Source organism: Vibrio sp. S234-5, from assembly GCF_000960595.1.
Taxonomy (GTDB): Bacteria; Pseudomonadota; Gammaproteobacteria; order Enterobacterales; family Vibrionaceae; genus Vibrio.
This window is the reverse complement of sequence record NZ_JZAM01000033.1, coordinates 103,160-124,102: the sequence shown is the minus strand read 5'-3', so window position 1 is coordinate 124,102 and position 20,943 is coordinate 103,160. Positions and strand designations below refer to the sequence as shown.

At 49.5% G+C, this 20,943-nt stretch carries 20 protein-coding genes and 1 pseudogene; 12 read left to right on the top strand and 9 right to left on the bottom strand.

What is annotated here, in order from left to right; all coding sequences use genetic code 11:
* Positions 1-100 precede the first annotated feature (100 nt).
* Together UF06_RS00645 and UF06_RS00640 are read left to right on the top strand one after the other, a co-directional pair.
* On the top strand, positions 101-499 hold the full coding sequence (locus UF06_RS00645; protein WP_045568716.1) for an OsmC family protein: 399 nt from the start codon (positions 101-103) through the stop codon (positions 497-499).
* 111 nt (positions 500-610) lie between these two features.
* The gene (locus UF06_RS00640) at positions 611-1,156 is read left to right on the top strand and encodes a sugar O-acetyltransferase (protein ID WP_045568715.1); all 546 of its coding nucleotides are present in this window, start codon (positions 611-613) and stop codon (positions 1,154-1,156) included.
* On the opposite strand, the gene UF06_RS00635 is transcribed toward UF06_RS00640, so the two are convergent.
* The 3 genes from UF06_RS00635 to UF06_RS00625 form a co-directional block, all read right to left on the bottom strand.
* The gene (locus tag UF06_RS00635; RefSeq protein WP_045568714.1) at positions 1,149-1,838 is read right to left on the bottom strand and encodes a YafY family protein; all 690 of its coding nucleotides are present in this window, start codon (positions 1,836-1,838) and stop codon (positions 1,149-1,151) included. The two genes, UF06_RS00640 and UF06_RS00635, sit on opposite strands and share 8 nt — an antisense overlap.
* A gap of 25 nt (positions 1,839-1,863) precedes the next feature.
* Positions 1,864-2,175 (bottom strand): hypothetical protein, encoded by a 312-nt coding sequence (locus tag UF06_RS00630; protein ID WP_045568713.1) that lies wholly within the window; start codon positions 2,173-2,175, stop codon positions 1,864-1,866.
* Between the two features lie 69 nt (positions 2,176-2,244).
* Positions 2,245-3,150: a LysR family transcriptional regulator gene (locus tag UF06_RS00625; RefSeq protein ID WP_045568712.1), complete on the bottom strand. Its 906-nt coding sequence runs from the start codon at positions 3,148-3,150 to the stop codon at positions 2,245-2,247.
* Positions 3,151-3,262: 112 nt separating this feature from the next.
* On the opposite strand from UF06_RS00625, the gene yjjG reads away from it, so the two are divergent.
* Positions 3,263-3,937 (top strand): pyrimidine 5'-nucleotidase, encoded by a 675-nt coding sequence (yjjG, locus tag UF06_RS00620; RefSeq protein ID WP_045568711.1) that lies wholly within the window; start codon positions 3,263-3,265, stop codon positions 3,935-3,937.
* Here the strand turns inward: yjjG and UF06_RS00615 are convergent.
* Positions 3,934-4,635 carry a lipoate--protein ligase gene (locus UF06_RS00615; RefSeq protein ID WP_045568710.1) on the bottom strand — a complete coding sequence of 234 codons (702 nt, stop codon included), beginning with the start codon at positions 4,633-4,635 and terminating at the stop codon, positions 3,934-3,936. The genes yjjG and UF06_RS00615 overlap by 4 nt on opposite strands.
* A gap of 71 nt (positions 4,636-4,706) precedes the next feature.
* Complete coding sequence (locus UF06_RS00610; protein ID WP_045568709.1) at positions 4,707-5,861, bottom strand: PLP-dependent aminotransferase family protein; 1,155 nt, start codon at positions 5,859-5,861, stop codon at positions 4,707-4,709.
* A gap of 132 nt (positions 5,862-5,993) precedes the next feature.
* On the opposite strand from UF06_RS00610, the gene UF06_RS00605 reads away from it, so the two are divergent.
* From UF06_RS00605 to phnR, 3 genes and pseudogenes are all read left to right on the top strand, one after another.
* Positions 5,994-6,863 carry a GyrI-like domain-containing protein gene (locus tag UF06_RS00605; protein WP_045568708.1) on the top strand — a complete coding sequence of 290 codons (870 nt, stop codon included), beginning with the start codon at positions 5,994-5,996 and terminating at the stop codon, positions 6,861-6,863.
* Positions 6,864-6,866: 3 nt separating this feature from the next.
* A pseudogene (locus tag UF06_RS23365) lies at positions 6,867-7,050 on the top strand (putative 2-aminoethylphosphonate ABC transporter permease subunit); the annotation flags it as partial.
* A gap of 37 nt (positions 7,051-7,087) precedes the next feature.
* Entirely contained in the window at positions 7,088-7,792 is a 705-nt protein-coding gene (phnR, locus tag UF06_RS00600) for a phosphonate utilization transcriptional regulator PhnR (protein ID WP_045568707.1), read from the top strand.
* A 218-nt stretch (positions 7,793-8,010) separates the two neighbouring features.
* On the opposite strand, the gene UF06_RS00595 is transcribed toward phnR, so the two are convergent.
* The 3 genes from UF06_RS00595 to UF06_RS00585 all read right to left on the bottom strand — a co-directional run bounded on the left by UF06_RS00595 (position 8,011) and on the right by UF06_RS00585 (position 12,093).
* Positions 8,011-8,565 (bottom strand): outer membrane beta-barrel protein, encoded by a 555-nt coding sequence (locus tag UF06_RS00595; RefSeq protein ID WP_045568706.1) that lies wholly within the window; start codon positions 8,563-8,565, stop codon positions 8,011-8,013.
* A 373-nt stretch (positions 8,566-8,938) separates the two neighbouring features.
* Complete coding sequence (locus tag UF06_RS00590) at positions 8,939-10,423, bottom strand: MFS transporter (RefSeq protein ID WP_045568705.1); 1,485 nt, start codon at positions 10,421-10,423, stop codon at positions 8,939-8,941.
* 299 nt (positions 10,424-10,722) lie between these two features.
* Entirely contained in the window at positions 10,723-12,093 is a 1,371-nt protein-coding gene (locus tag UF06_RS00585; protein WP_045568704.1) for an L-serine ammonia-lyase, read from the bottom strand.
* A 175-nt stretch (positions 12,094-12,268) separates the two neighbouring features.
* Between UF06_RS00585 and UF06_RS00580 the strand changes: the two genes are divergently transcribed.
* The 5 genes from UF06_RS00580 to UF06_RS00560 all read left to right on the top strand — a co-directional run bounded on the left by UF06_RS00580 (position 12,269) and on the right by UF06_RS00560 (position 18,651).
* Positions 12,269-13,135 (top strand): YdcF family protein, encoded by an 867-nt coding sequence (locus UF06_RS00580; RefSeq protein ID WP_045568703.1) that lies wholly within the window; start codon positions 12,269-12,271, stop codon positions 13,133-13,135.
* Positions 13,136-13,292: 157 nt separating this feature from the next.
* Positions 13,293-14,225: an exopolyphosphatase gene (locus UF06_RS00575; RefSeq protein WP_045568702.1), complete on the top strand. Its 933-nt coding sequence runs from the start codon at positions 13,293-13,295 to the stop codon at positions 14,223-14,225.
* 206 nt (positions 14,226-14,431) lie between these two features.
* Entirely contained in the window at positions 14,432-16,612 is a 2,181-nt protein-coding gene (locus UF06_RS00570) for a TonB-dependent receptor (RefSeq protein WP_045568701.1), read from the top strand.
* A 169-nt stretch (positions 16,613-16,781) separates the two neighbouring features.
* Positions 16,782-17,300, top strand: a complete 519-nt coding sequence (locus UF06_RS00565; RefSeq protein ID WP_045568700.1) for an NUDIX hydrolase — start codon at positions 16,782-16,784, stop codon at positions 17,298-17,300.
* Between the two features lie 175 nt (positions 17,301-17,475).
* Positions 17,476-18,651 (top strand): D-alanyl-D-alanine carboxypeptidase family protein, encoded by a 1,176-nt coding sequence (locus tag UF06_RS00560; RefSeq protein WP_082069514.1) that lies wholly within the window; start codon positions 17,476-17,478, stop codon positions 18,649-18,651.
* An 89-nt stretch (positions 18,652-18,740) separates the two neighbouring features.
* On the opposite strand, the gene UF06_RS00555 is transcribed toward UF06_RS00560, so the two are convergent.
* Positions 18,741-20,033 carry a hemolysin family protein gene (locus UF06_RS00555; protein ID WP_045568698.1) on the bottom strand — a complete coding sequence of 431 codons (1,293 nt, stop codon included), beginning with the start codon at positions 20,031-20,033 and terminating at the stop codon, positions 18,741-18,743.
* A gap of 333 nt (positions 20,034-20,366) precedes the next feature.
* Here UF06_RS00555 and def point away from each other — a divergent pair, with 333 nt between their 5' ends.
* A complete protein-coding gene (def, locus tag UF06_RS00545) occupies positions 20,367-20,873 on the top strand; it encodes a peptide deformylase (protein WP_045568696.1) in 507 nt (168 codons plus the stop codon).
* The last annotated feature ends 70 nt before the right edge of the window (positions 20,874-20,943 follow it).

The following is a 20,943-nucleotide window of genomic DNA, read 5'->3' as shown; positions in this document are numbered from 1 at the left end:
GGCAGCAAAAAAATTACAGCGAAAAGAAAATTTCCATTGCCTTCACTCACCAGCTAGCTAAATTAGGCCCTTGTAACGTCACGATAAAAAAGAGGAAGCCATGCAAGCTGAAGTGAAGTGGGTTGAAGATTTTAAATTTCTGGGTCAATCGCAATCGGGGCACTCGGTAGTGATGGATGGCAATGGTGGTGCCACAGCACCAAGCCCAATGGAGATGGTGTTGATGGCTGCTGGCGGTTGCAGCTCGGGGGGTGTGGTCGATGGCCTGAAATCGGCAGGACAGAAAGTGACCGCGTGCAGTGCGAAGCTGACGACTGAGCGCCGTGACACCGCGCCGCGCATTTTTACTGCGATCAACATTCATTTTAGCGTTTCTGGGGAAGCGTTAGATCCTGCGTTAGTGGAAAAGGTCACCGCCGATTCGCTGCAAAAATACTGCTCCGTTTGCCTGATGTTGGGTGCTGGTGTTGAGATGACTCACAGTTGGGAAATCGTCTGAACGCCAAGCTCGCCACAAAATCACAAAGAGGAAGAGAAAAGCGCCTGCTTTTCTCTTTTTTCCTTTATAGGGCCAAGTAGGATAAAGCCGTTGGTGAATAGGAAGAATCTGATGACAGAATTTGAAAAAATGATGAACGGCTTGATCTTTGATGGGGCAGACCCTGAGATTGATGCCATTCGCAGCCGGGCTATGGAGCTTTTACTGCGTTTGAATGTGACGACACAAGGCGATCAGCGCGCCATTTTACAGCAGCAGTTATTTGGCCATGTAGGGGAGAGCTTTATTCAATCGCCGTTCATGTGTGAATTTGGCCAAACCATTCATATTGGTGAACAAACTTTTATCAATATGAATGTGGTGATGCTTGACGGGGCGAAGATCACCATTGGCGATCACGTATTGATCGGGCCGAGTTGTCAGTTCTATACCGCATCTCACTCGCTCGATTACCGCAGTCGCCGCCGCTGGGAAACATTCTGCAAGCCAATTGTGGTCGAGGATGATGTGTGGATCGGCGGAAACTGTGTCATCAATCAAGGTGTTACCATTGGAGCCCGTTCGGTCATTGCTGCTAATTCGGTGGTGAATCACGACGTACCGCCTGATTGTTTGTATGGCGGAACACCAGCCAAATTGATCCGCGTGCTCAACTAGTGGGGGGAACGCAGTGTGCCAGATAGTAAGACAAAGATTTGCTCTCGCTGGTGGTAAAAGTTTCTTCGCTGACGGATAGCGATTCGATTCGATCGAGGCGAAAGTGGCGATAATCGTTGCGCAGTTCGCACCATGCCACCAGAGTCCAATGCTTTCCCCAAAAGATTTGTCCGAGCGGATGCAGACGGCGTTTGGTTATCGACCCTTTTTCATCTTGATAGCCGACATCGACAATAAACTGGCTGTCGGTAGCGTGACGAAGCAATAGAGCACGTTTGGCGGTGTCGGACTGGATGTGATAATCGGGCACCAAGATAGGGAACTCTTCCACCTGCCGTTTCAGTTTGTCGGGCAGCACAGAAAGAATTTTGGCAGACGCTGAGTGTGAGGCTTGAGCCAGTTCGGCATCGGACCACGCCCTGACCATGCGCATGCCAAGTTCAAGCGCCACCATCTCTTTTTCGCTAAACATCAATGGCGGCAGGTGTGAGCCGTTTTGCAGCAAATAGCCCACCCCCGCCTCGCCGCAAATAGGAACCCCAGAGCTGAGCAGCGACTGAATGTCGCGGTAGATGGTACGTTCACTGACGTCCATGGTTTCCGCAAGTTGCTTGGCGGTCACCGCATAACGCTTCGAGCGCAACAAGGTCAACAGTTCAAACAGACGTTCCGATTTGCTCATGGGGTTCCTTTTTTGGTCTTTGCGTTTAGAGGTTGCAACTGCTCATTTTGATCAATTGGTGACGCATGTCGACCGAGTTTGGTTCAATTAACGCCATCAGCGGTTGGCAGTCCGCGTGGCTCTTAAACTGTTCACCCGCTTTTTTTGCTGCCTCCATATCTTGCCAGTAAACCACATCCGTCCAACTGTCGCTTGCAGCGTCGTGGCTCAGCGAGCGGTACAAAAAGCCGGGTTGGTTGGCGACAAAAGCTTGGCTCTGCTCGCTGGCTGCGATGTAAGTTTGTGCTGACGTACCTTCAATCAGTTTGAAGCTGACCATTTCAATAACTTGTTCCATGAGATTCTCTCCTGTTGTCTGAGTTCATGGAAAGCATAATGCGTGGCTTTGTCAGAAGATGTCAGTAGCCTAATCCCAATACGGCGTATCGCTGCCAAGTTTCTCGCTGAGAAAGTCAATAAACATTCTTACTTTCAAGGGCATATGTTTACGCTGTGGGTAGACAGCGTAGAGAAAATGTTCTGGTAAACGATACTCTGGCATAAGATTGACCAACGCCCCGGAGCGCAGTTCCTTGCCAATAATAAAGGTGGGCATCTGCGCCACGCCAATGCCTGCGATGAGGGCGCGGCGAATGGCCTCGCTGTTATTGACGATGAAATTGCCTCTTGGTAGCACCTTAAATTCCTGCTCTTGGTGGAGAAATAGCCACTCATTGCCGCCGCGAAAATAACTGTAGCGCAGACAGTTGTGATCCACGAGATCGGCGGGTTTTTGCGGCGCACCCATCTTCGCGACGTAACTCGGTGATGCGCATAAAACGGTGCGACATGGCGCAAGGCGTTTGGCGATCAGGTTGGAATCCGGCAAGTGACCGATACGGATGCCGAGATCAAAACCGCCCTCCACCAGATCAACCATTTTGTCTTCCAGTTGCAGATCGATTTCCACTTCAGGATAGCGGCTAAGAAATTCGCTGATCAGCGGCGCGACATGTAAGACACCAAACGTCATCGGCGCGGTGATTTTCAAACGACCTTGCGGAGAACCATGCAGCTCAGAAACGGCGTCGACGCCACGTTTGGCAAGGCTCAGTGCTTGCGATGCATAGTCGTAGTAGCGTTGTCCCGCTTCGGTCAGGCTCAGCTTGCGGGTGGTGCGGTTGAGTAAGCGAATACCCAAGCCATCTTCAAGATGGCTGATGCGTTTACTCACCGCCGATTTGGTCAGATTGAGCTGTTTCGCTGCTTGCGAAAAGCTGCCACAGTCGACCACAGTGACGAACACGGGCAGATCGGCAAATTGATTGATCATAAGCAAAATTGTTGAGCAGATGGACACAATGTTTTTCTATTGAGAGAGATTATATTCATATTAAAAACAATCTAAACTACCCCGGTAATAAAACGCAGTAGTGGACACAGAAATGAAATACGATTGGATATGGTTTGACGCCGACGAAACCCTTTTTCACTTTGACGCTTTCAAAGGCATGCAGTTGATGTTTGCCCGTAAAGGGGTGGATTTTACCGAGCAAGATTTTCACCACTATCAAAAAGTCAACAAGCCGCTGTGGGTCGACTATCAAGACGGTAAAATCACCGCCGATGAGATCAAACATCGCCGCTTTAAGGAGTGGGCCGAGAAACTCAATACCACCACGTTGGAACTCAATAGTGCGTTTCTTGAAGCCATGGCCGATATTTGTACCTTGTTGCCTGGGGTCAAGGAGCTAATGGAAGCGCTGAACGGTAAAGTCAAAATGGGCATCATCACCAACGGTTTTACTGAGTTGCAGGCGATTCGTCTCGAGCGCACCGGCATGGCGGGTTATTTTGATAAGGTGGTGATCTCCGAGCAGGTGGGCGTGGCAAAGCCGGATCTGGCGATTTTTGATCACGCGCTGCAAGTGGCTGGGCAGCCGTGTAAAAGCAAGATCTTGATGGTTGGGGACAACTTGCATTCCGACATCCTCGGCGGCATGAATTTCGGCATCGAGACGTGTTGGCTGAACCATCAAGGTAACCCGGCCGATGAACGTATTGCGCCGAGCTATACAGTCAGTTCCATGGCTGAACTGCATGCCATTTTGCTCGCTTAAGCGTAACGCAGAAAACAGTCCGCTAAGGTTTGCATCAGGCTCTCGATAGAGGGCTTTTTTTGTAGATGAGAAAAGAGTGGCGTGTGAACGTCGGCTTTGATCTCTACGTCACGCTGGCTGAGCCGATTACACAGTTGTACCGGCTGTACAATCCGCGCCATATCGGCATCAATCAAAATGCACGCTTGCGCCAGTATCACTTGCCCGCCCTCTTTTTTCAGCAGCACTCGCTGTGCGGTGCCAACCACTTTTTGTCCGCCAATATTGAGATTGTAATCGCCATCGCAGTAGGAACGCGGCGTGGCGTGGACATCGACCTCTAAGCCATAGTGGAGAAAGAAGTGGCGTAAGATGTCACACAGTTTCAAGTACGCACTGCGAATGTCATATGCTTGATCGTGCGGCCAATGATAGAGGTGCGAAAGGTTGATAATGCCGGGCACTTGCGGCACTGGCGCGCCACCGGTTTTTCTGGCCGTCAGTTGCCAGCCCAATTGGGCCAGTTCTCGGTGTAACTGCTCAGTTTGTGGCCACTTGTTCCCCGCTGGCAAGACAAGCGTTGGCTGTTTGACCTGCCACAGCAGCAGCGCTTGCTCTAGTTCACCCGTTTGCACTTGTTTGATTAACGCCGCCTCGCGTTGGAAAAGCTCGTCAGCCTCGATGCTGAGATAGCGGATGAGTTTGTTCTTAGCTGCCACAGGTCACCTTTTAGCGCGTATAAAAAACCGCCCGAAGGCGGTTCATGTCACTGTATTTTAATGGAATTGACTTAAACCAAGGCCAGTTTAAGCCCTTCGGCCAATCGGGTCACGGCTTCTTTCAACTGCTCTGGGGTCGCGTTAGTAAAGTTGAGACGCAGCGCGGCAGGTGCAGCTTGTCCGGCAGGGTAGAAAACAGGGCTAGGCACCACGGCAACACCATTGCCTAGCAGCGCTTTAGCCAATGCGAAGGTATCGCATGGTGGCAAAGTGACCCAGACAAACATACCGCCATCAACGGGCTTCAGTTGGCAGTTTGCTGGGAGCTGCTCTTGTAGCGCTTGCGCGAGCACTTGATAGCGAGCGTGGTACAGGGTGCGGATTTTTTGCATATGTTCAGGGAACTGCTCATGCTGCAATAAGCCAAGCAGCAGAGCTTGCATTGGTACGCTGGAGTGCAGATCTGCGCCTTGTTTGACTTTGATAAGTGGCTCTAAGTAGCTGGTTTTGCCAGTGACAATACCGATACGCAGACCCGGAGAGGCTATCTTGGAGAAAGATCGCAGCACGATAGAATCTTGCGGGCAGAAGTCCGATACCAGCGGCAGAGCTTCCCCTTGGAAGCGTAGCTCGCGATACGGCGCATCTTCAATAAAGGCGACTTTATGCTCAATGCACAGCTTAGCCACTTGCTGACGTGTCTCGAGTGACCAGCAGACCCCTGTTGGGTTGTGGAAATCTGGCACCGCGTAAAACATCTTTGGCGCGTGTTGTTTGAAACAGGCTGCCAACTCATCAAGGTTTGGCCCGTATTCGTTTTGCGACACGGTGACGATGTTCGCGCTCACTAAGCCAAAGACTTGCATCGCGCCGAGGTAGCTTGGCGCCTCCATCACGACGGTGTCACCCGGATTGATGTAAGCTCGTGCGATCAGATCTAATCCTTGCTGCGAGCCGGTGCAAGCCATCGCCATGTGTGTCTCTGGCAGCGCCATGTATGTTTTGAGAAAGCGCAGCAAAGGTGCATAACCCGCCGTTGCGCCATACTGGAACACTTCAGGCATCTGAGACAATTTTTCCAAGGTCGGCTTCATTAGCTCGATTGGAAAAGTCTGCTCGTCTGGCAAACCGCCAGCAAGAGAGATCACACTAGGGTCGCTGGCAGCGGCGAGGATTTCGCGAATATAGGAAGATTGAATCTGTTGTAATGAGCGAGCGATTTCCATGGGGTTTCCTGTCTGTGCTTTGATTTTGTTATTCGACTGATAGTACATCCGGTTGTGTTTTATGGTGTGTCCATTTATGCTGTTGAATATGTCCATTTATGCTATTTTCGTTCACAAGGCCGCCTTTTCGTCATGAGTAAACAGCACATTTCGCGCATCAATGATGTGCTTTACTACATTCATCAAGACATTAGCCGTGAGCTGTCTGCTCGCGAGTTGGCCGAAATCGCTGCATATTCGGAGCAACATTTTCATCGTGTGTTTAAACAGGTGGTGGGTGAATCGATTCACCAATATATTCGCCGCACTCGTATGGAATACGCCGCCAATCAATTGATGTTTGATACGCGCTCATCGGTGCTGGATATCGCCAATAAGTGCGGGTTTACGTCGCTTTCCTCTTTTAGTCGCGCATTTAAAGCCACTTTTCATATGGCTCCGGGGGAGTGGCGAGGGCACGATCCGCATGTCTCGGACAAACCCTACCTGAAAGATCCAGAAGTGGCGGCGGGCTACCATCGGGTCGCGAAACGCAGTTTGCCTGAGCCGAAAATTGTAGAGGTGCCGCAAAGATTGGCTGCGTATGTGCGCCATGTCGGCTACAACCGTTCAATCAAGAAGTCGTGGCTAATTTTAAAAGCGTGGGCGAGTGCGGAAGGGCGGCCATTTGCGGCGCAATTTGGCTTACATCACTCCAATCCAGCTTGGGTCGAACTGGATAAATGTCGCTATGTTGCCTGTATCGGCATCGATAAACCGCTGAAATATCGAGGTATCGTCAACCAGATGGTCATTCCTGGCGGGCTGCATGCGGTCTTTCGTTTGCACGGTGTGTATGGGGAGTTGCTGCCGCAAATCAGTCAAGTACTGGAAAAATGGCTGCCCGATTCGGGCTTTAAACTGCGCTCAACCCCGGCTTACGTGCACTATCACCGCAACCATTTTGTCGATGAAAACGAAGCGTTTGAACTCGATTTCTATCTGCCAATCAGCTTTTTCTAAGCCAGATTGTCGCAGTACAAACGGTTTTTCAATGTGACCTAACCCGTTTGTTTACCAGCACTGCTCGATATCGCTAGCTATTTGTTTGTTAATGCATTAGCCACCACTTCTGCGGTAGTATTCCCTGCGGAGCGACACTATTACCGTCTCTGTGTCGATATTAAATATGGGCGATGCAGGTCAAACGAGCTCTGGCAGCCATGGCGAAAAAATAAGGACACCCAGTGCAATACGTAAAAATTAAAGATGCCATCGTAGAGCAGATTGAAGCGGGCATGTTATCACCTCGGCAGAAACTGCCCGCAGAGCGTAAATTGGCGGAATCGTTTGATACCACGCGCGTGACTTTGCGTGAGGCGCTGGGCCTGCTTGAAGCGGAAGGGCGCATCTACCGCGAAGATCGCCGAGGCTGGTTTATCTCGCCTGCGCCGCTGCGTTATGACCCGACGCAAACACTCAATTTTACCAATATGGCTTTGGCGCAAAATCGCCAACCGAAAACCGAACTGCTGCTGGCAAAAGCCATCTTGGCCAATAAAGTGGCCTCACGTCTGCTGAATTTACAGCCGTTCTCCGATGTTTATCGTGTTGATCGTGTGCGTTATCTTGAAGATCGCCCAGTGGCGTACGTGACCAATTATGTGCGCCCAGAGCGCTTCCCTAACCTTTTGGATTTCGATTTGTCGCAATCGCTGACGGACATTTACCGCGATCACTTTGGCGTGGTGTATCAGAAAATTCGTTACCGCATTACCACCAGCAGTTTATTAGGCGAGGTGGCTCAAGCGCTGCGCGCTACATCGGGTACGCCAGCGATGGTGGTTGAGCGAGTCAACTACAGCCAGCAAGGCGAGTTGATTGACTGCCATATTCAGTACTGGCGCCATGATGCATTGTGTATTGAATCGTTAGCGCAACTGTCTCAATAGAACCCAAGGTGGGTTAGCAAGGCTCCTGTTTGGGAGCCTTTTGTTTAAGGAGATTGAATGGATTTTTTACCCGAGGCGTGATACTGATCCTGCTGGAAATTCTTCTCTCGCTTGGTTTGGGCTAGCAGGTTGTAAATGGCCAGATAGCTCTCGCTGGGGGAAGATGGGGAGCTACCTAGCCTATCTCTTAATGACACTGATCTCTGAATGACAACAGGTTAAAAGCGCACTTGAGCGCCAAGCATCACCCCGCCGGAAGAAAAGTCGCTGTTTTTGGCGTAGTTGTATTCGAGGTTTAAGCCGAAGTGTTTGTAGGCCCAAGCGACCCCCGCCGCCGCTTCACCACCAAGGCTTGATTCTTTGTACTCTGTGTTGCTCTGACCACTGGTTTTCACTGTGTAGCTCAGTGTGTAGTAAGTGAGGCCGCCTTTTCCGTAGAGCTCAAAACCGGCTCCCAGTGGGTAACTGGCGTAGCCACTCACTCTCTCTCCACCATAGCTGACATCTTTCACTTCGCTAATGGGGCTTATCAGCGTTGAACCAATGCCATTAAACGCCCCTTTTAAACCTGGCTCGATGCCGAAGTACTCATTGAACATGTAGCGGTAGTAGATATCGCCAAGAAACATATCGCCATCTTGGTCGCCAACTTTGGTGCTATAGCTAACGTCACCATAGCCTAAACTGCCACCAATCACGTGTTTGTTAGGCGTAGCGTGCGCCGCTAAGGAAAGGACAGACAGCAAACCAGCGAAAGCGTATTTGTAAGACATAAGATCTCCGAATTCTCGAATAATTTAGTTGTGCAGCGTATATTGGGTCCACGTCGTTGTGTTGCTTTCTGGCATAACTGCCGATTGTCCTTTTCGAATGGCTTGATGATGAAAGCCATGTTTCGGTCAACTCACCAAAGCGTCTCGCCTGTACGGTTTAAAGCATAAGCGGTAAATTTTGAACGCTGTGCATTTGTTTATTTTATGAGAAAAAGCACGGAGCTTTTGTATGGATTTGTAAGGAGCCGTGCTGAGGATAGAGCGAGTTTCGACTTTTAACTAACAGTTCAAATAGTTAATAGCGAAATGGTTACTTGTGAAAAAGTAAAAAGCCCGCGAATGCGGGCTAGATATCAATCGAGGTGAGGGCAAATTAGCTGCGCGCTTCCAGCTCAATACTCTTCGTTGGGGTTTGCTTCGCTTCTGCCGCTTGCAACATTTTGCGAATTACCAAAGAGGCGCCCAGTGCCACACCGACCATCACCACTGCTAGCACGGTGAGTAACTGGAAGTAGTCGCCATACACCGTGTGCACAATCTCTTGTGTGATGGCTTGGCCTTTCTCCAGTGCTATTGAGGTGGAGAACACCGCGCCAACAATGCCGCTTAGCGCAATCGCCACCGAGAAGAGACTGACCGAGAAGTTTTCTATGTGTTTCGGCGCAACCGAAAGGATAAAGGCCACCACCATTGAACCGACGATCACCTCAGCAAAAGCTTGGAAGAAGTGAATGGCTAAGAAAATTTCAGGGCGGATCAGCACATCTTCACCGACGGTGGTTACCGCTAAGGTAAGAATACCGAACGCAATCGCGGTGAGAATAAACGAGAAGCCGACTTTGGTCGCGGTGGAGAAGTTGATGTTGCGTTTTTCAAGGCTAGAGAAAAACAGTGCAATCACAGGACCCGCCACCATACACCATAGTGGGTTCATCGCCATGGCCGCTTCCGGCGCAACCGGAATAAAACCAAACAGATCGCCGCGCATGGTGTTGATCGCCACCATGTTCATCGAGGTCATCATTTGGCCGTAGTAGACAAAGAAGCAGGTGGTGAGGAAGGTGATGATCAAAATCGTACCCATCTTCAACGCATCGCTCTTATCCGATTTCAGCATCAGTGATATGAAATAGATAATGGCCGCAGCGCCGATGGCGTAAACGATGTTCTGGCCTATCGCCATGTTGGAGAACATGAAGAACACTAAACCGATCATGCCTAAAGATAAGGTAAGAAATGCCGCCCAATGTTTGCTGCTGACGGGTTGCTGGTCGATTTCCGTCGCTACATCACGCAGCCCTTTATTCATCAAGACTAGGGTGATCACGGCAGATGCGGCCAACACCGACGAGAGCATAAAGCTGCCGTTAAAGCCAACGACCAACACAAACATCGGAAACAGGTATTGGCCGAGGAAGGCACCAATGTTGTTGACCGAGTAGTTCACTGGGTAGCCGTTTTCAAAGTCTTCCTGAGAGTTAAAAGTGCGCTTGTATAAACTGGGATAAGAAGGAGACATCAAACCGCGTGAATAGCTTGCCAAAGCGATACCACTAAGTGCCATCGGTACATTTTGCGTTGTGGCGCCGAGCACCAGCAAAGTGTAACCACTGGCGAAGCCGAAATAAGCGATAGTCAGAGCCCGATAAGCACCGAGGAACTTGTCGGCGATAAAGCCGCCCGCAATGGCAAACAGCGGCCCGATGGCGGAAAAAGCACCGACCACCATCATGGTGTCCGCTTCGCTGTAATTTAGCTCTTCGAGGAAAAATCGGGTCAGGATGACCATCACGCCGTAGAAAGATAAGCCAAACATCATTTGGCAGAACATCATGGATTTATTTAGTTTATTCCACATAATTAATTGCTCATATTTGATTTATAGGCAGTGTTTATAACTGCTTTTATTCTACTTAACCGGTTAGTAATATTTTGAAACAATTGTCGCAGAAAAAATATGCCTTTCACTACATTTTCTAATGCGAAACGATTGCTTTGCTAATGCGTTGTCTTAGATCAAAAGTTCGCAGTGATGAGAGATTGAGTGAACTAATCTCTGGTTAAACTCAAATCAGTTGAACGTGTGAAATTTGACGAATGAGCAAGAAAAAGGGCAGAAATTCTGCCCTTTAGTGGTGTGAAGTGCGTCGATAAAAACTATTCGCATGGTGGCGCCATGTGGATTAACGCCAATCCACCGAGTGAAGTCTCCCGATACTTTTTGTTCATGTCTTTGCCAGTTTGATACATGGTATCAATAACTTTATCTAATGATATTAGGCATTTGCTGGTGCGTTTCAGAGCCATGCGTGATGCGTTGATCGCTTTCATCGCCCCCATGGCATTACGTTCGATACACGGTACTTGCACTAAACCACCTATCGGATCGCAGGTCATGCCGAGTGAGTGTTCCATGGCGATTTCCGCGGCAATGCAGATTTGCTCGTTACTGCCACCGCGCAGCGCGGTTAATCCGGCCGCAGCCATCGAAGAAGAGACACCGATTTCGCCTTGGCAGCCGACCTCAGCCCCAGAGATGGAAGCGTTAGTTTTGTACAAGATGCCAATCGCGCCAGAAACGGCGAGAAAATCTTTGAGCTGTTTTGTATCTAACTCTTTGATGAATTTATGGTAATACATCAGAACAGCAGGAATAACGCCAGCCGCACCATTGGTCGGGGAGGTCACCACTTGGCCACCCGCTGCATTCTCTTCGCTGACTGCGAAGGCAAACAAGTTGATCCAGTCCATAATTTCCATCGGGTCATTTTCAATCGCGGCATTGGCTTCAAGCTTTTTCAGCAGGTTGGGGGCACGGCGCGTGACGTTCAATCCCCCCTCCAAAATGCCTTCCGTATCAAAGCCGCGTTTCATGCACAAACTCATCACTTTCCAGATCTGCTCTGCTTTGGCATCAATGGTGGCCATATCATGGAACGATTGTTCATTGCGTAGGATCATTCCACCGAGGCTAAGGCCATTTTTCTCCGCCAGTTCGAGCATTTCCTCTGCATTTTTGAACGGAAAATCGACTGCTACGCCCTGTTCTTTCTTGCCATTAAGGAGTTCATCGGCGGTGGCAATAAACCCGCCGCCAATCGAATAGTACGTTTCGAAGGCAATCCGCTCACCCTGCGAGTCAAAGGCACTAATGGTCATGCCATTTTCGTGTAATGGCAGGTTGTCGCGATGAAACAGAATATCGCTGGCAAAATGGAAGGTGATAAAACGCTCACCACGCAGTGAGAGTTGCTCCTCATTAATCGCTTGATGCAGCGCGAGGTTGGCGCTGGTCATACGAATGGTATCTGGTCGATTACCCAGCAAACCAAGAATGACCGCTCTGTCGGTGTGGTGACCGCGTCCAGTTAGAGATAGTGAACCGTAGAGATCCACCTGAACGCGATGAACTTTGGCAAGATCCTCGCCCAACAATTGGGTAAACTGATACCCGGCAATCATAGGGCCATTGGTGTGAGAACTTGAAGGCCCGACGCCGATTTTGAAGATATCGAAAATTGACAGCATGATTAACGTCCTATTGACAGTGCTCAAGATGGATTAGTGTGATTCACCAACACCACCACAGTTTTAATGTTGTTATTTTGTTAATGGCTTGTTGTGTGGTGAAAGTAGCGCCAAAAGGGCTAAAAGTACAGCAGTCCATACAGCCGCTGCGAAAAAATTGAGAGCCAGAGAAAAGATGAATGCAAACCACGTGGTGATAGTCCTTGGTAAGAGACTGTTTGCTAACCAATTAACCGAAGAAGGGCGCAGTCGCGTGGAGGCGCTAGTGGCCGCGCTGAGCGAAGGAGCGCTGGACGAACAGTGCTTGATCGCTTTTTGTGGTGGCGTGACCCAAGGGCAAACTCGCTCAGAAGCGAACGCGATGCTTGAATACTTCACTCTTCTTTGTCAGCAGCAAGGGTTGACCGTTGCGCCTGAGCGAATTCTTTTAGAAGAGCAATCAACCAGTACGGTAGAAAATATTCTGCAAGTTTCGCGGGTGCTGATCGAAAGCGGGATCTGCCAGTCGGGTCGGCAGCTGAGCGTGACGTTTGTTTCGAACAATTACCACTTGCAGCGCATCTTTGAGATCCAGCAATCGATGGACGAGCAAGGCCTACTGCGCGTTTTGCGAGAGCGCTGCGCGGTGCTTGGTGCCGAGCTAGCCATCAGCTATCGTCTGCAAGATCATCTGTGCGTACCGTATCCACACGATGGCCCGCAGGCGGAACTGTTTATGTTGATCGACGAATTAACGCCCTATCGGGTCTATTTGGAAGGGGTAGCGCGTGGCGTTTTCCATGGGCCACTTGCCGAGGTAAGGGCGCTGCCATTGCAAAGCGCGACGCGCGCCTTGACGCGTATTGGGGCGATCATTGCCCAGCGGGCTGATTATGCTGCGCTGAATTTTGACTTTGCACGCTTACAGGGCTGGATTGGTGATACGCCACCTGAGGCAAATATTGAGTCGGTAAAAGCAATTGCTCGCGTGTTCAACCAACAGCTTATTTCGCTTAATCGTCGGCTCGATCCGGAACAAACCCCAATCTTTAGCCTCAATTAAGTGAGAGGTTTGTTAGTTATAAGGGGTTCGACTATCCTTACTTTAGCTCGAAAGTGGCGAAGTTCTTATTTTTGTCATTGATATTTACCGGGTTATTGCGCCGCTTTTCTCTCTCCGGTTATCGTATGGCAATCCATCATTGGCAAAGGAAATGTAAATGTTACAACAAAAATTCCGACTGGTAACGCGCAGTGATTTCGACGGTCTGGTTTGCGCTGTTTTGCTCAAGCAGCAAGATTTGATCGATGAGATAAAGTTCGTGCACCCGAAAGACATGCAAGACGGGCTGATTGACATTACGGCAAACGACATTGTGACCAACTTGCCTTACGTAGCGGAAGCGCACTTGGTGTTTGACCACCACTTATCAGAGACGATTCGTAACCGTGGCGAGCGTGCAAACCACATCATCGACCCTAATGCGCCTTCGGCGGCGCGAGTGGTGTGGGATTACTACGGCGGCACATCAGTTTTCCCGCATGAGTGGCTGGAAATGATGGAGGCGGTAGATAAAGGCGACTCTGCGCAGTTTTCCCGCGATGAAGTACTCGATTCCCAAGGGTGGAATTTGCTTAACTTTCTGATGGACGCGCGCACCGGGTTAGGCCGTTTTCGCGAGTTTCGCATCTCAAACTACAACTTGATGATGGATCTGATCGAGTACTGTAAACATCACACCATTGAGCAGATTCTAGCGCTGCCGGATGTGAAAGAGCGTATCGATCTCTATCGTGAACACGAAGTGAAGTTTAAAGAGCAGATCCAGCGCTGCGCCAAGGTTTACCACAACTTGGTGCTGCTCGATTTGACTGGTGAAGAGACCATTTACGCGGGCAACCGCTTCATCATTTACGCTTTGTTTCCGCAATGTAACATTTCAATCCACAAGATGTGGGGATTCCAAAAGCAGAACATCGTGTTTGCCACGGGTAAGTCTATTTTTGATCGCAGCTCAAAAACCAACATTGGCGCGCTGATGCTCAACTATGGCGGCGGTGGCCACCACGCAGCGGGAACTTGCCAAATTAAAGTGGAAGACGCCGATCGCGTCCAAGCGGAGTTGATTGCTCAGATCAATCGAGACGGATAGAAAAAGAACACGAGGAATCGAGAACTCTTGATGCGAGCTGGTGAGAAAAGCCAACGCAGGCGACTATTCTCGGTCCCTCTCCCTTCCCGTCGGAAGTTATACACTTTGGTGTTAAAATTTAAATGATAATAAATATCAATTCTATTTGTAAAATGAGGAGAGATTCATATAATCAGTCGCTTCGATAACAACGATAAGCGGTTGCTATGAACCCTCATTTTTCAATTTATTGTAAAGTAAGCCTAATCTCTTTAGCGGTTTTCCACAGTCTCGCTCTGCATGCTAGTGAACAAACTGATGAATCAGTGGAAGTACTTGGGGTGCGTTACGCCAAACCCATTACCGTCGCCAAGCCGGCAGAAACCATCGTCGATTCTGATCAGATTGAAGAGCAGCAGTACGCTAATTTTGCTGAGCTGGTTGGCTCTGTGCCCGGCGCGACGCTGGATGGCGGAGCGCGTTCTGGTGGCGAACGGATCAACATTCGCGGTTTTAGCGATCCAAGTGATATTGCTGTTTACGTCGACGGCGCACCGATCGGTTTTCAGCAGTATCGCTATGGCACCTTTTTCTTTGACCCATTCTTGATCGGAGAAACCGAAGTCATCAAAGGGGCGCATGATTATCAAGCGTTGAACGGCAAATTTGGTGGCGTGATCCGCATCAAAACCAAAACGGTTGATGATCTTCTAGAGGTTGGGCAAAACTTGGGCGCGCGCGTTTCCACCGGTTACAACACCAATGGTAATGAGAGTAGCCAAACCTTAAGCTTTTACGGGCGCAGTGACACAGGGTTTTACTTCTTAGCCAATGGCTCACTCAAAGATTCGCAAGATGTGCAAGTCGGCGGCGGCGAAACAGTCGATTACTCGGCGTTTGAGCAAGATAACTTGCTGTTGAAAGTCGGTTATCTAAGCAATCATCACCAGTTGAACGTGATCACGACACGCTATCGTGATGAAGGACGCAAACCTTGGGCAAACCGGCGCGGAAAAATGCCGGAGATCTCCGACTACAACATCAAAAAATATGGTTCACTTGAAGCGGCGCAGTACGCCAATACGGCATACAACACCTATCAAGACAACACCACCACCTTGTCTTATCGCTACATGCCCTCCAATCCGTACCTCGATCTTACCTTGACTGCGGCGCGTTCCAAAAACGAACGGCACTGGGTTCGCCCGGATATCGCCTTTGAAAAAATGTTTGTGTCGGTTGGTAATTACGGGCACGAATCATGGCTCAGTTACCAACGTGACTACGTCGATTTGTCCAACCGCGCGAGTTTTCGCGACCACGATCTGGTGATGGGGCTGCAATACGAAAAAACCGATCGTCAGTCGCTGGTGTACAACGAATCGTACAAAAGCAAAGCGGAGAAAAACTACGGTTGGTACACGCCCTACTTTGAACCGTCGGGCGAGCAATCGATTTATGCCGTGTATGTGGCGGATCACTATCGCCTGAGTGATGCGCTGCAGATTATTCCGTCACTGCGTTACGAGCACATCGAAAGCCAGGGTAAAGGCAACGCGGCGCCCGATTACAATGACCCTGATGCAGGGCATGACTACAGCAAAACCACACATAAGGGCTTTAGTCCACGTTTAGAAATCAACTACCAAGCGAGCCCAAGTACGCTGCTCAATTTCTCTTACGCGTACGCACTTAAAGCGCCTACGATTGACGATCTCTATTCGGTGCAGTTTGCCAAGGCCAGCGCTCCCGCCTCTGCGCGAGATTTAGACGTGTCGCGCGTGCATGCTTATCAGGGCAGTGTTATTCAGATTGACGAGGATTTGTTTGGCGACAACAGTGCACTTGCCACAGAACTGACGATTTTTTTCAACGACATCAGCAACAACGTTGGTAACCGACAGGGAGCCAACTTGGATAAAGAGAGTAACGCGCTGCAAAGTTGGAATACCAATCTCGATGGTTACAAAATTTATGGTTTCGAGTTGATTTCGCAACTTCGTTGGCACGATTTCTATTCCGATTTCTCCGCCAGTTATGCTCGCGGCAAAAACAAAGGCAGCTTGAAAGATTCGACGGGTGCCGATGAGGACCGCCCGAACATACCACCGCTTAACATCAACCTCGGCCTTGGTTATGAGTGGATGGAAGGGTTACGCACCGGCTGGAAGGTACGTTGGTACGATGTGCAGAACAAAACCGAACCGGGCAATATGCTGTCGAATCTGCCGAGCGATCAATACACGCTGCAAGACGCTTATCTTTACTGGGACGTCAAACAAGTACCTGGGCTGCGCACCGGAGTCGTGGTGAAGAACTTAACTGACCGCTACTACGAACCCTATTTGATGAACGGGGTGCCAGCGCTCGGACGAGAAATTAAGCTGCACCTTAGCTACAAATATTAGCAGCAACAAATACTTATGGTGTCGCCAAGAGCGCAGGCCGTGAGCTAAATGGATTTTCCCCATCGCGATTGGCTTAGCGCAATCTCTCTTTTTCGCTCTGTGATCACGGTTGATTACAGAGCGATTTTTGCTAGTATCCCTGCCACTGTTTACCCAGAGCTGTGACGCCATGAGACATCTGAAAACCGCCGTTCATCCGGATATCGATCATCTGGACGATAAAATCATTTTCAAGCGCAATGCCGCCCGAGCAATTTGCCTGGATGGTGAGGACATTCTATTGCTCTACACCGAGCGTTATCATGACTATACCATTCCCGGTGGAGGTTTGGACGAAGGGGAAGATGTGATTGCTGGGATGATCCGCGAGCTGCAAGAAGAGACAGGTGCGACGAATATTCATAACATCAAGCCATTTGGTATCTATGAAGAGTTTCGTCCTTGGTATAAAGGAGAGGCGAATGTGATGCACATGCACTCGTATTGTTATACCTGCAACATAGACCGAGAACTCGGTGAGACGCGCTTTGAGCAGTATGAAATCATCAACGGCATGCGACCAATGTGGATCAATATTCATCAGGCGATTGCGCATAATGAGCAAACCATGGCGCAGAGTTCGAAAAAGGGATTAAGCGTCGAGCGAGAGACCTTCTTGCTACGCTTGATCGCCAAAGAGCTGCTCTAACGTCCTCCTCTGCGATAAACTATTTTTTATCAATAATTTAGCGCTACGTTTGCCGCTAAATTATTGGTTTTCATAGAAGATTGCGACATTGTTCGAAGAAAGGTAACGATTCGTAACACAAACGCTGTAACAAAGACGTACTTGAATATACTCAGGTAAGTTTTGACTACAGATGATGGCTATGAATAGAAAATTTCTTGTGACCTTCAGTGCGACGCTGCTTGCCAGCTTGAGCAGCGTGGCGTCTATCGCTGCGCCTACCGTCGTACCCGATCCTCCGCAATTGAGCGCCAAAGGCTATCTGCTGATGGATTACCACTCTGGTGAAGTGATCGTCGCCAAAAATGCCGACGTGAAGATGAACCCCGCCAGCTTGACCAAGTTGATGACCGCGTATGTGGCAGGGCAGGAGATGAATCGCGGCAACATTGGTTTTGACGATCAAGTGGTGGTGAGCCGCAATGCTTGGGCGAAAAACTTCCCTGACTCTTCAAAAATGTTCATCGAAGTTGGTACTTCAGTCAGCATGAGCGATCTCTATCGCGGGCTTATTGTTCAGTCTGGCAATGATGCCAGCGTGGCGATTGCCGAGCATGTTGCCGGCAGCGAGGCGGCGTTTGTCAGCTTAATGAACTCTTGGGCGAAAAAACTTGACCTGCAAAACAGTGCGTTTACCAATCCGCACGGGCTCGACAGCGAAGGGCTCTACTCAACCCCGCGTGATATTGCCAAGTTGGGGCAAGCGATTATTCGCGATTTACCCGCTGTCTACCCGTTTTACAGTGAGACTTCGTTCACCTACAACGGCATCACCCAGTACAACCGCAACGGTTTGCTGCGCGATCGCAGCCTCAATGTGGACGGAATGAAAACCGGCTTTACCAGCGGTGCGGGTTATAGCCTCGCCACGTCCGCGACCAGTGGCAACATGCGTCTTATCTCGGTGGTCATGGGCTCAAACAGCACCAGCAGTCGGGAAATTGAGAGCAAGCAATTGCTCAGTTATGGCTTTCGCTTTTTCGATACGATTTCTCCTACCGATGTAAACCAGGTGTTAGCCACACCAAGGATCTGGATGGGCAGTCAAGATGAGCTGAAAGTCGGCATCGCCGAGCCAGTTTTTTTAACGTTAACTAAAGGTGAGAGTAAGAATCTGCATGCCGAACTAACGTACACCAGCGACATCACCGCGCCAGTGAAAAAGCAGCAGGTGGTCGGTCAGGTGTTGTATAAAATCGATGACAAGGTGGTCAAACAGGTAGACTTGGTGGCATTGGAATCGGTGGATGAAGGTAGCCTGTTTAAGCGCTTAGTGGATTGGTTTAAGCGTTGGCTGAGCAATCTATTCTAATCTAAGCAAAGCGTGAAAACCAAAGCGCTAAAACAGAAAGACCAAACAACAATCCCTTTGCCATTGCAAAGGGATTTTTTCTAGTGCGATCAGTTTACTTCAACCCGAGTGACCAATAGCTGGTCGACTTTGTAGTTGTCGATGTCGACCACTTCAAACTTGTACCCTGAGTAGATGATGGAGTCGGTGCGGCGTGGGATCTTGCGCAGCATATACATCATAAAACCGGCGATGGTTTCGTAGTTTTGCGGGTGAGGGAACTCATCAATGTTCAGAGCGCGCATCACGTCGGTGATGGGTGTGACGCCATCCACCAGCCAAGAGTTGTGGTCGCGGGCAACGATCTGCTCTTCCCCCTCGGCCAGTACCCAAGTGCCCATGACCGCACTTTGTAAATCGTTGAACGTGACGATGCCAAGTACTAAGGCGTATTCGTTCATGATCACCGCAAAATCAGCGCGGGTGTTTTTGAAGTATTCCAGTGCTTCAGAAAGGCTGAGTGTGTCGGGAATGATTGGGCAGGCTTGTATCATGCTGCCATCTTTTAAGTTAAGTGGCTGGCCGTTAATCAGGCGCGTCAGCAGCTCTTTTGAATCAATGTAGCCTTTGATTGCGTCCAACTGATCATCGCAGACCAAAAACTTATGATGCGGATCTTCGGAAATCTTCTTCTTCAGGAGCTCTTCATCATCTTTCATCGAGAGATACGTCAGGCTTTCACGAGGCGTCATCGCCGAAGTCACCGGGACCGACTGCATCTCAAATACGCTCTCCATCATCTTCTGCTCGCCGCGATCGAGAACGCCCGCTTCCGCGCCCGCATCCATCACTGCGTAGATATCGTCTGAGGTAATGTCATCATTGCGCTCAGCAGGGACGCTAAAAATGCGGAAAATGGTGTTTGCCAAGCCGTTGAAGAACCAAACAAAAGGCTTTAGCAGAGAAATGCAGATCAGCATCGGTCGAACCAGTGTCATGGCGATTTTTTCCGGCATCACCATGGCAATACGTTTTGGCATCAAATCCGCAAATAGAATGAATAGGCTAGTGACCAAAATAAAAGAGAAGAAAAAGCTTAACTGGTTAACCCAAGCGACAGGCAGCCAGCTTTCTAAGAGTGTTTTAATATGCGGAGTAAACGCCGATTCACCGACAATACCGCCCATAATGGCGACCGCATTTAGGCCAATTTGCACCACGGTGAAGAAGTTGCCGGGGTTGCTTTGCAGATCAAGGATTTGTGTGGCGCGTTCGTCTCCTTCTTCAGCAAATTGGCGGAGACGCATTTTTCTTGCCGCGGCCAAGGCGATTTCAGACATAGAAAAAAAGCAGCTGGTTAGTATCAGCGCAATGATGATTGAGAAGTTCTCAAATAAACTCATGATGAGTGTCCAAGTAGCGTTCAATAAAATCCACCAACCGAATGGAACAGGAGAAACGGGTTGGCGGCTTGTTTGCTTAAATAAGAAGGAGGTGAAACGAGACTCGGCCACAGCGGGTGTGCATTTCGTTGTCAGCAATGCGATCGAGTTCGCTTCTACCAGCTGTATTCTAGCGCCAAGTGGTGAATAGATGAAGCGAGCAATGAAGGATTGCGCTTTCTTCCTCTCTCCTAAAGAATATCCAGCACCTAGCCAAGCATAGGTTTACAAGTGAGTGATAAAACACTATCTTACGCCGCGCTATTTTTATTCAATCGATGATTTAAGGAACCCATGGCTGTTTTAGACATTCTGACCGCACCCGATCCGCGACTTCGCGTGGAGTCCAAACCTGTAACCGATATTGCTGCAGTACAAACACTGATCGACGATCTGTTGGATACCCTCTACGCGACCGACAATGGCGTTGGCCTGGCTGCACCTCAAGTGGGCCGCGAAGAGGCGATTGTGGTGATCGATTTGTCGGAAAAGCGCAATGAGCCTTTGATACTGATTAACCCGGTTGTTGTCAGTGGTGATAACAAAGCCATGGGACAGGAAGGATGTTTGTCGGTGCCAGAATACTACGCCGATGTTGAGCGCTACACCTCTGTAGTGGTCGAAGCGTTAGACCGTGACGGCAAACCGCTTAAAATCGAAAGCAGTGACTTTCTCGCCATTGTGATGCAGCACGAAATTGATCACCTGTCCGGCAATCTGTTTATCGATTATTTGTCGCCACTCAAACAGCAAATGGCGATGAAGAAAGTGAAGAAGTTTGTCAAAAATCGCGCGCGTTAATCGCCAATCTGCTGTACTCAAGCGAAAACAAGGCCACTAGTAAAGAGTGGCCTTTTCTTTACCCAAATTT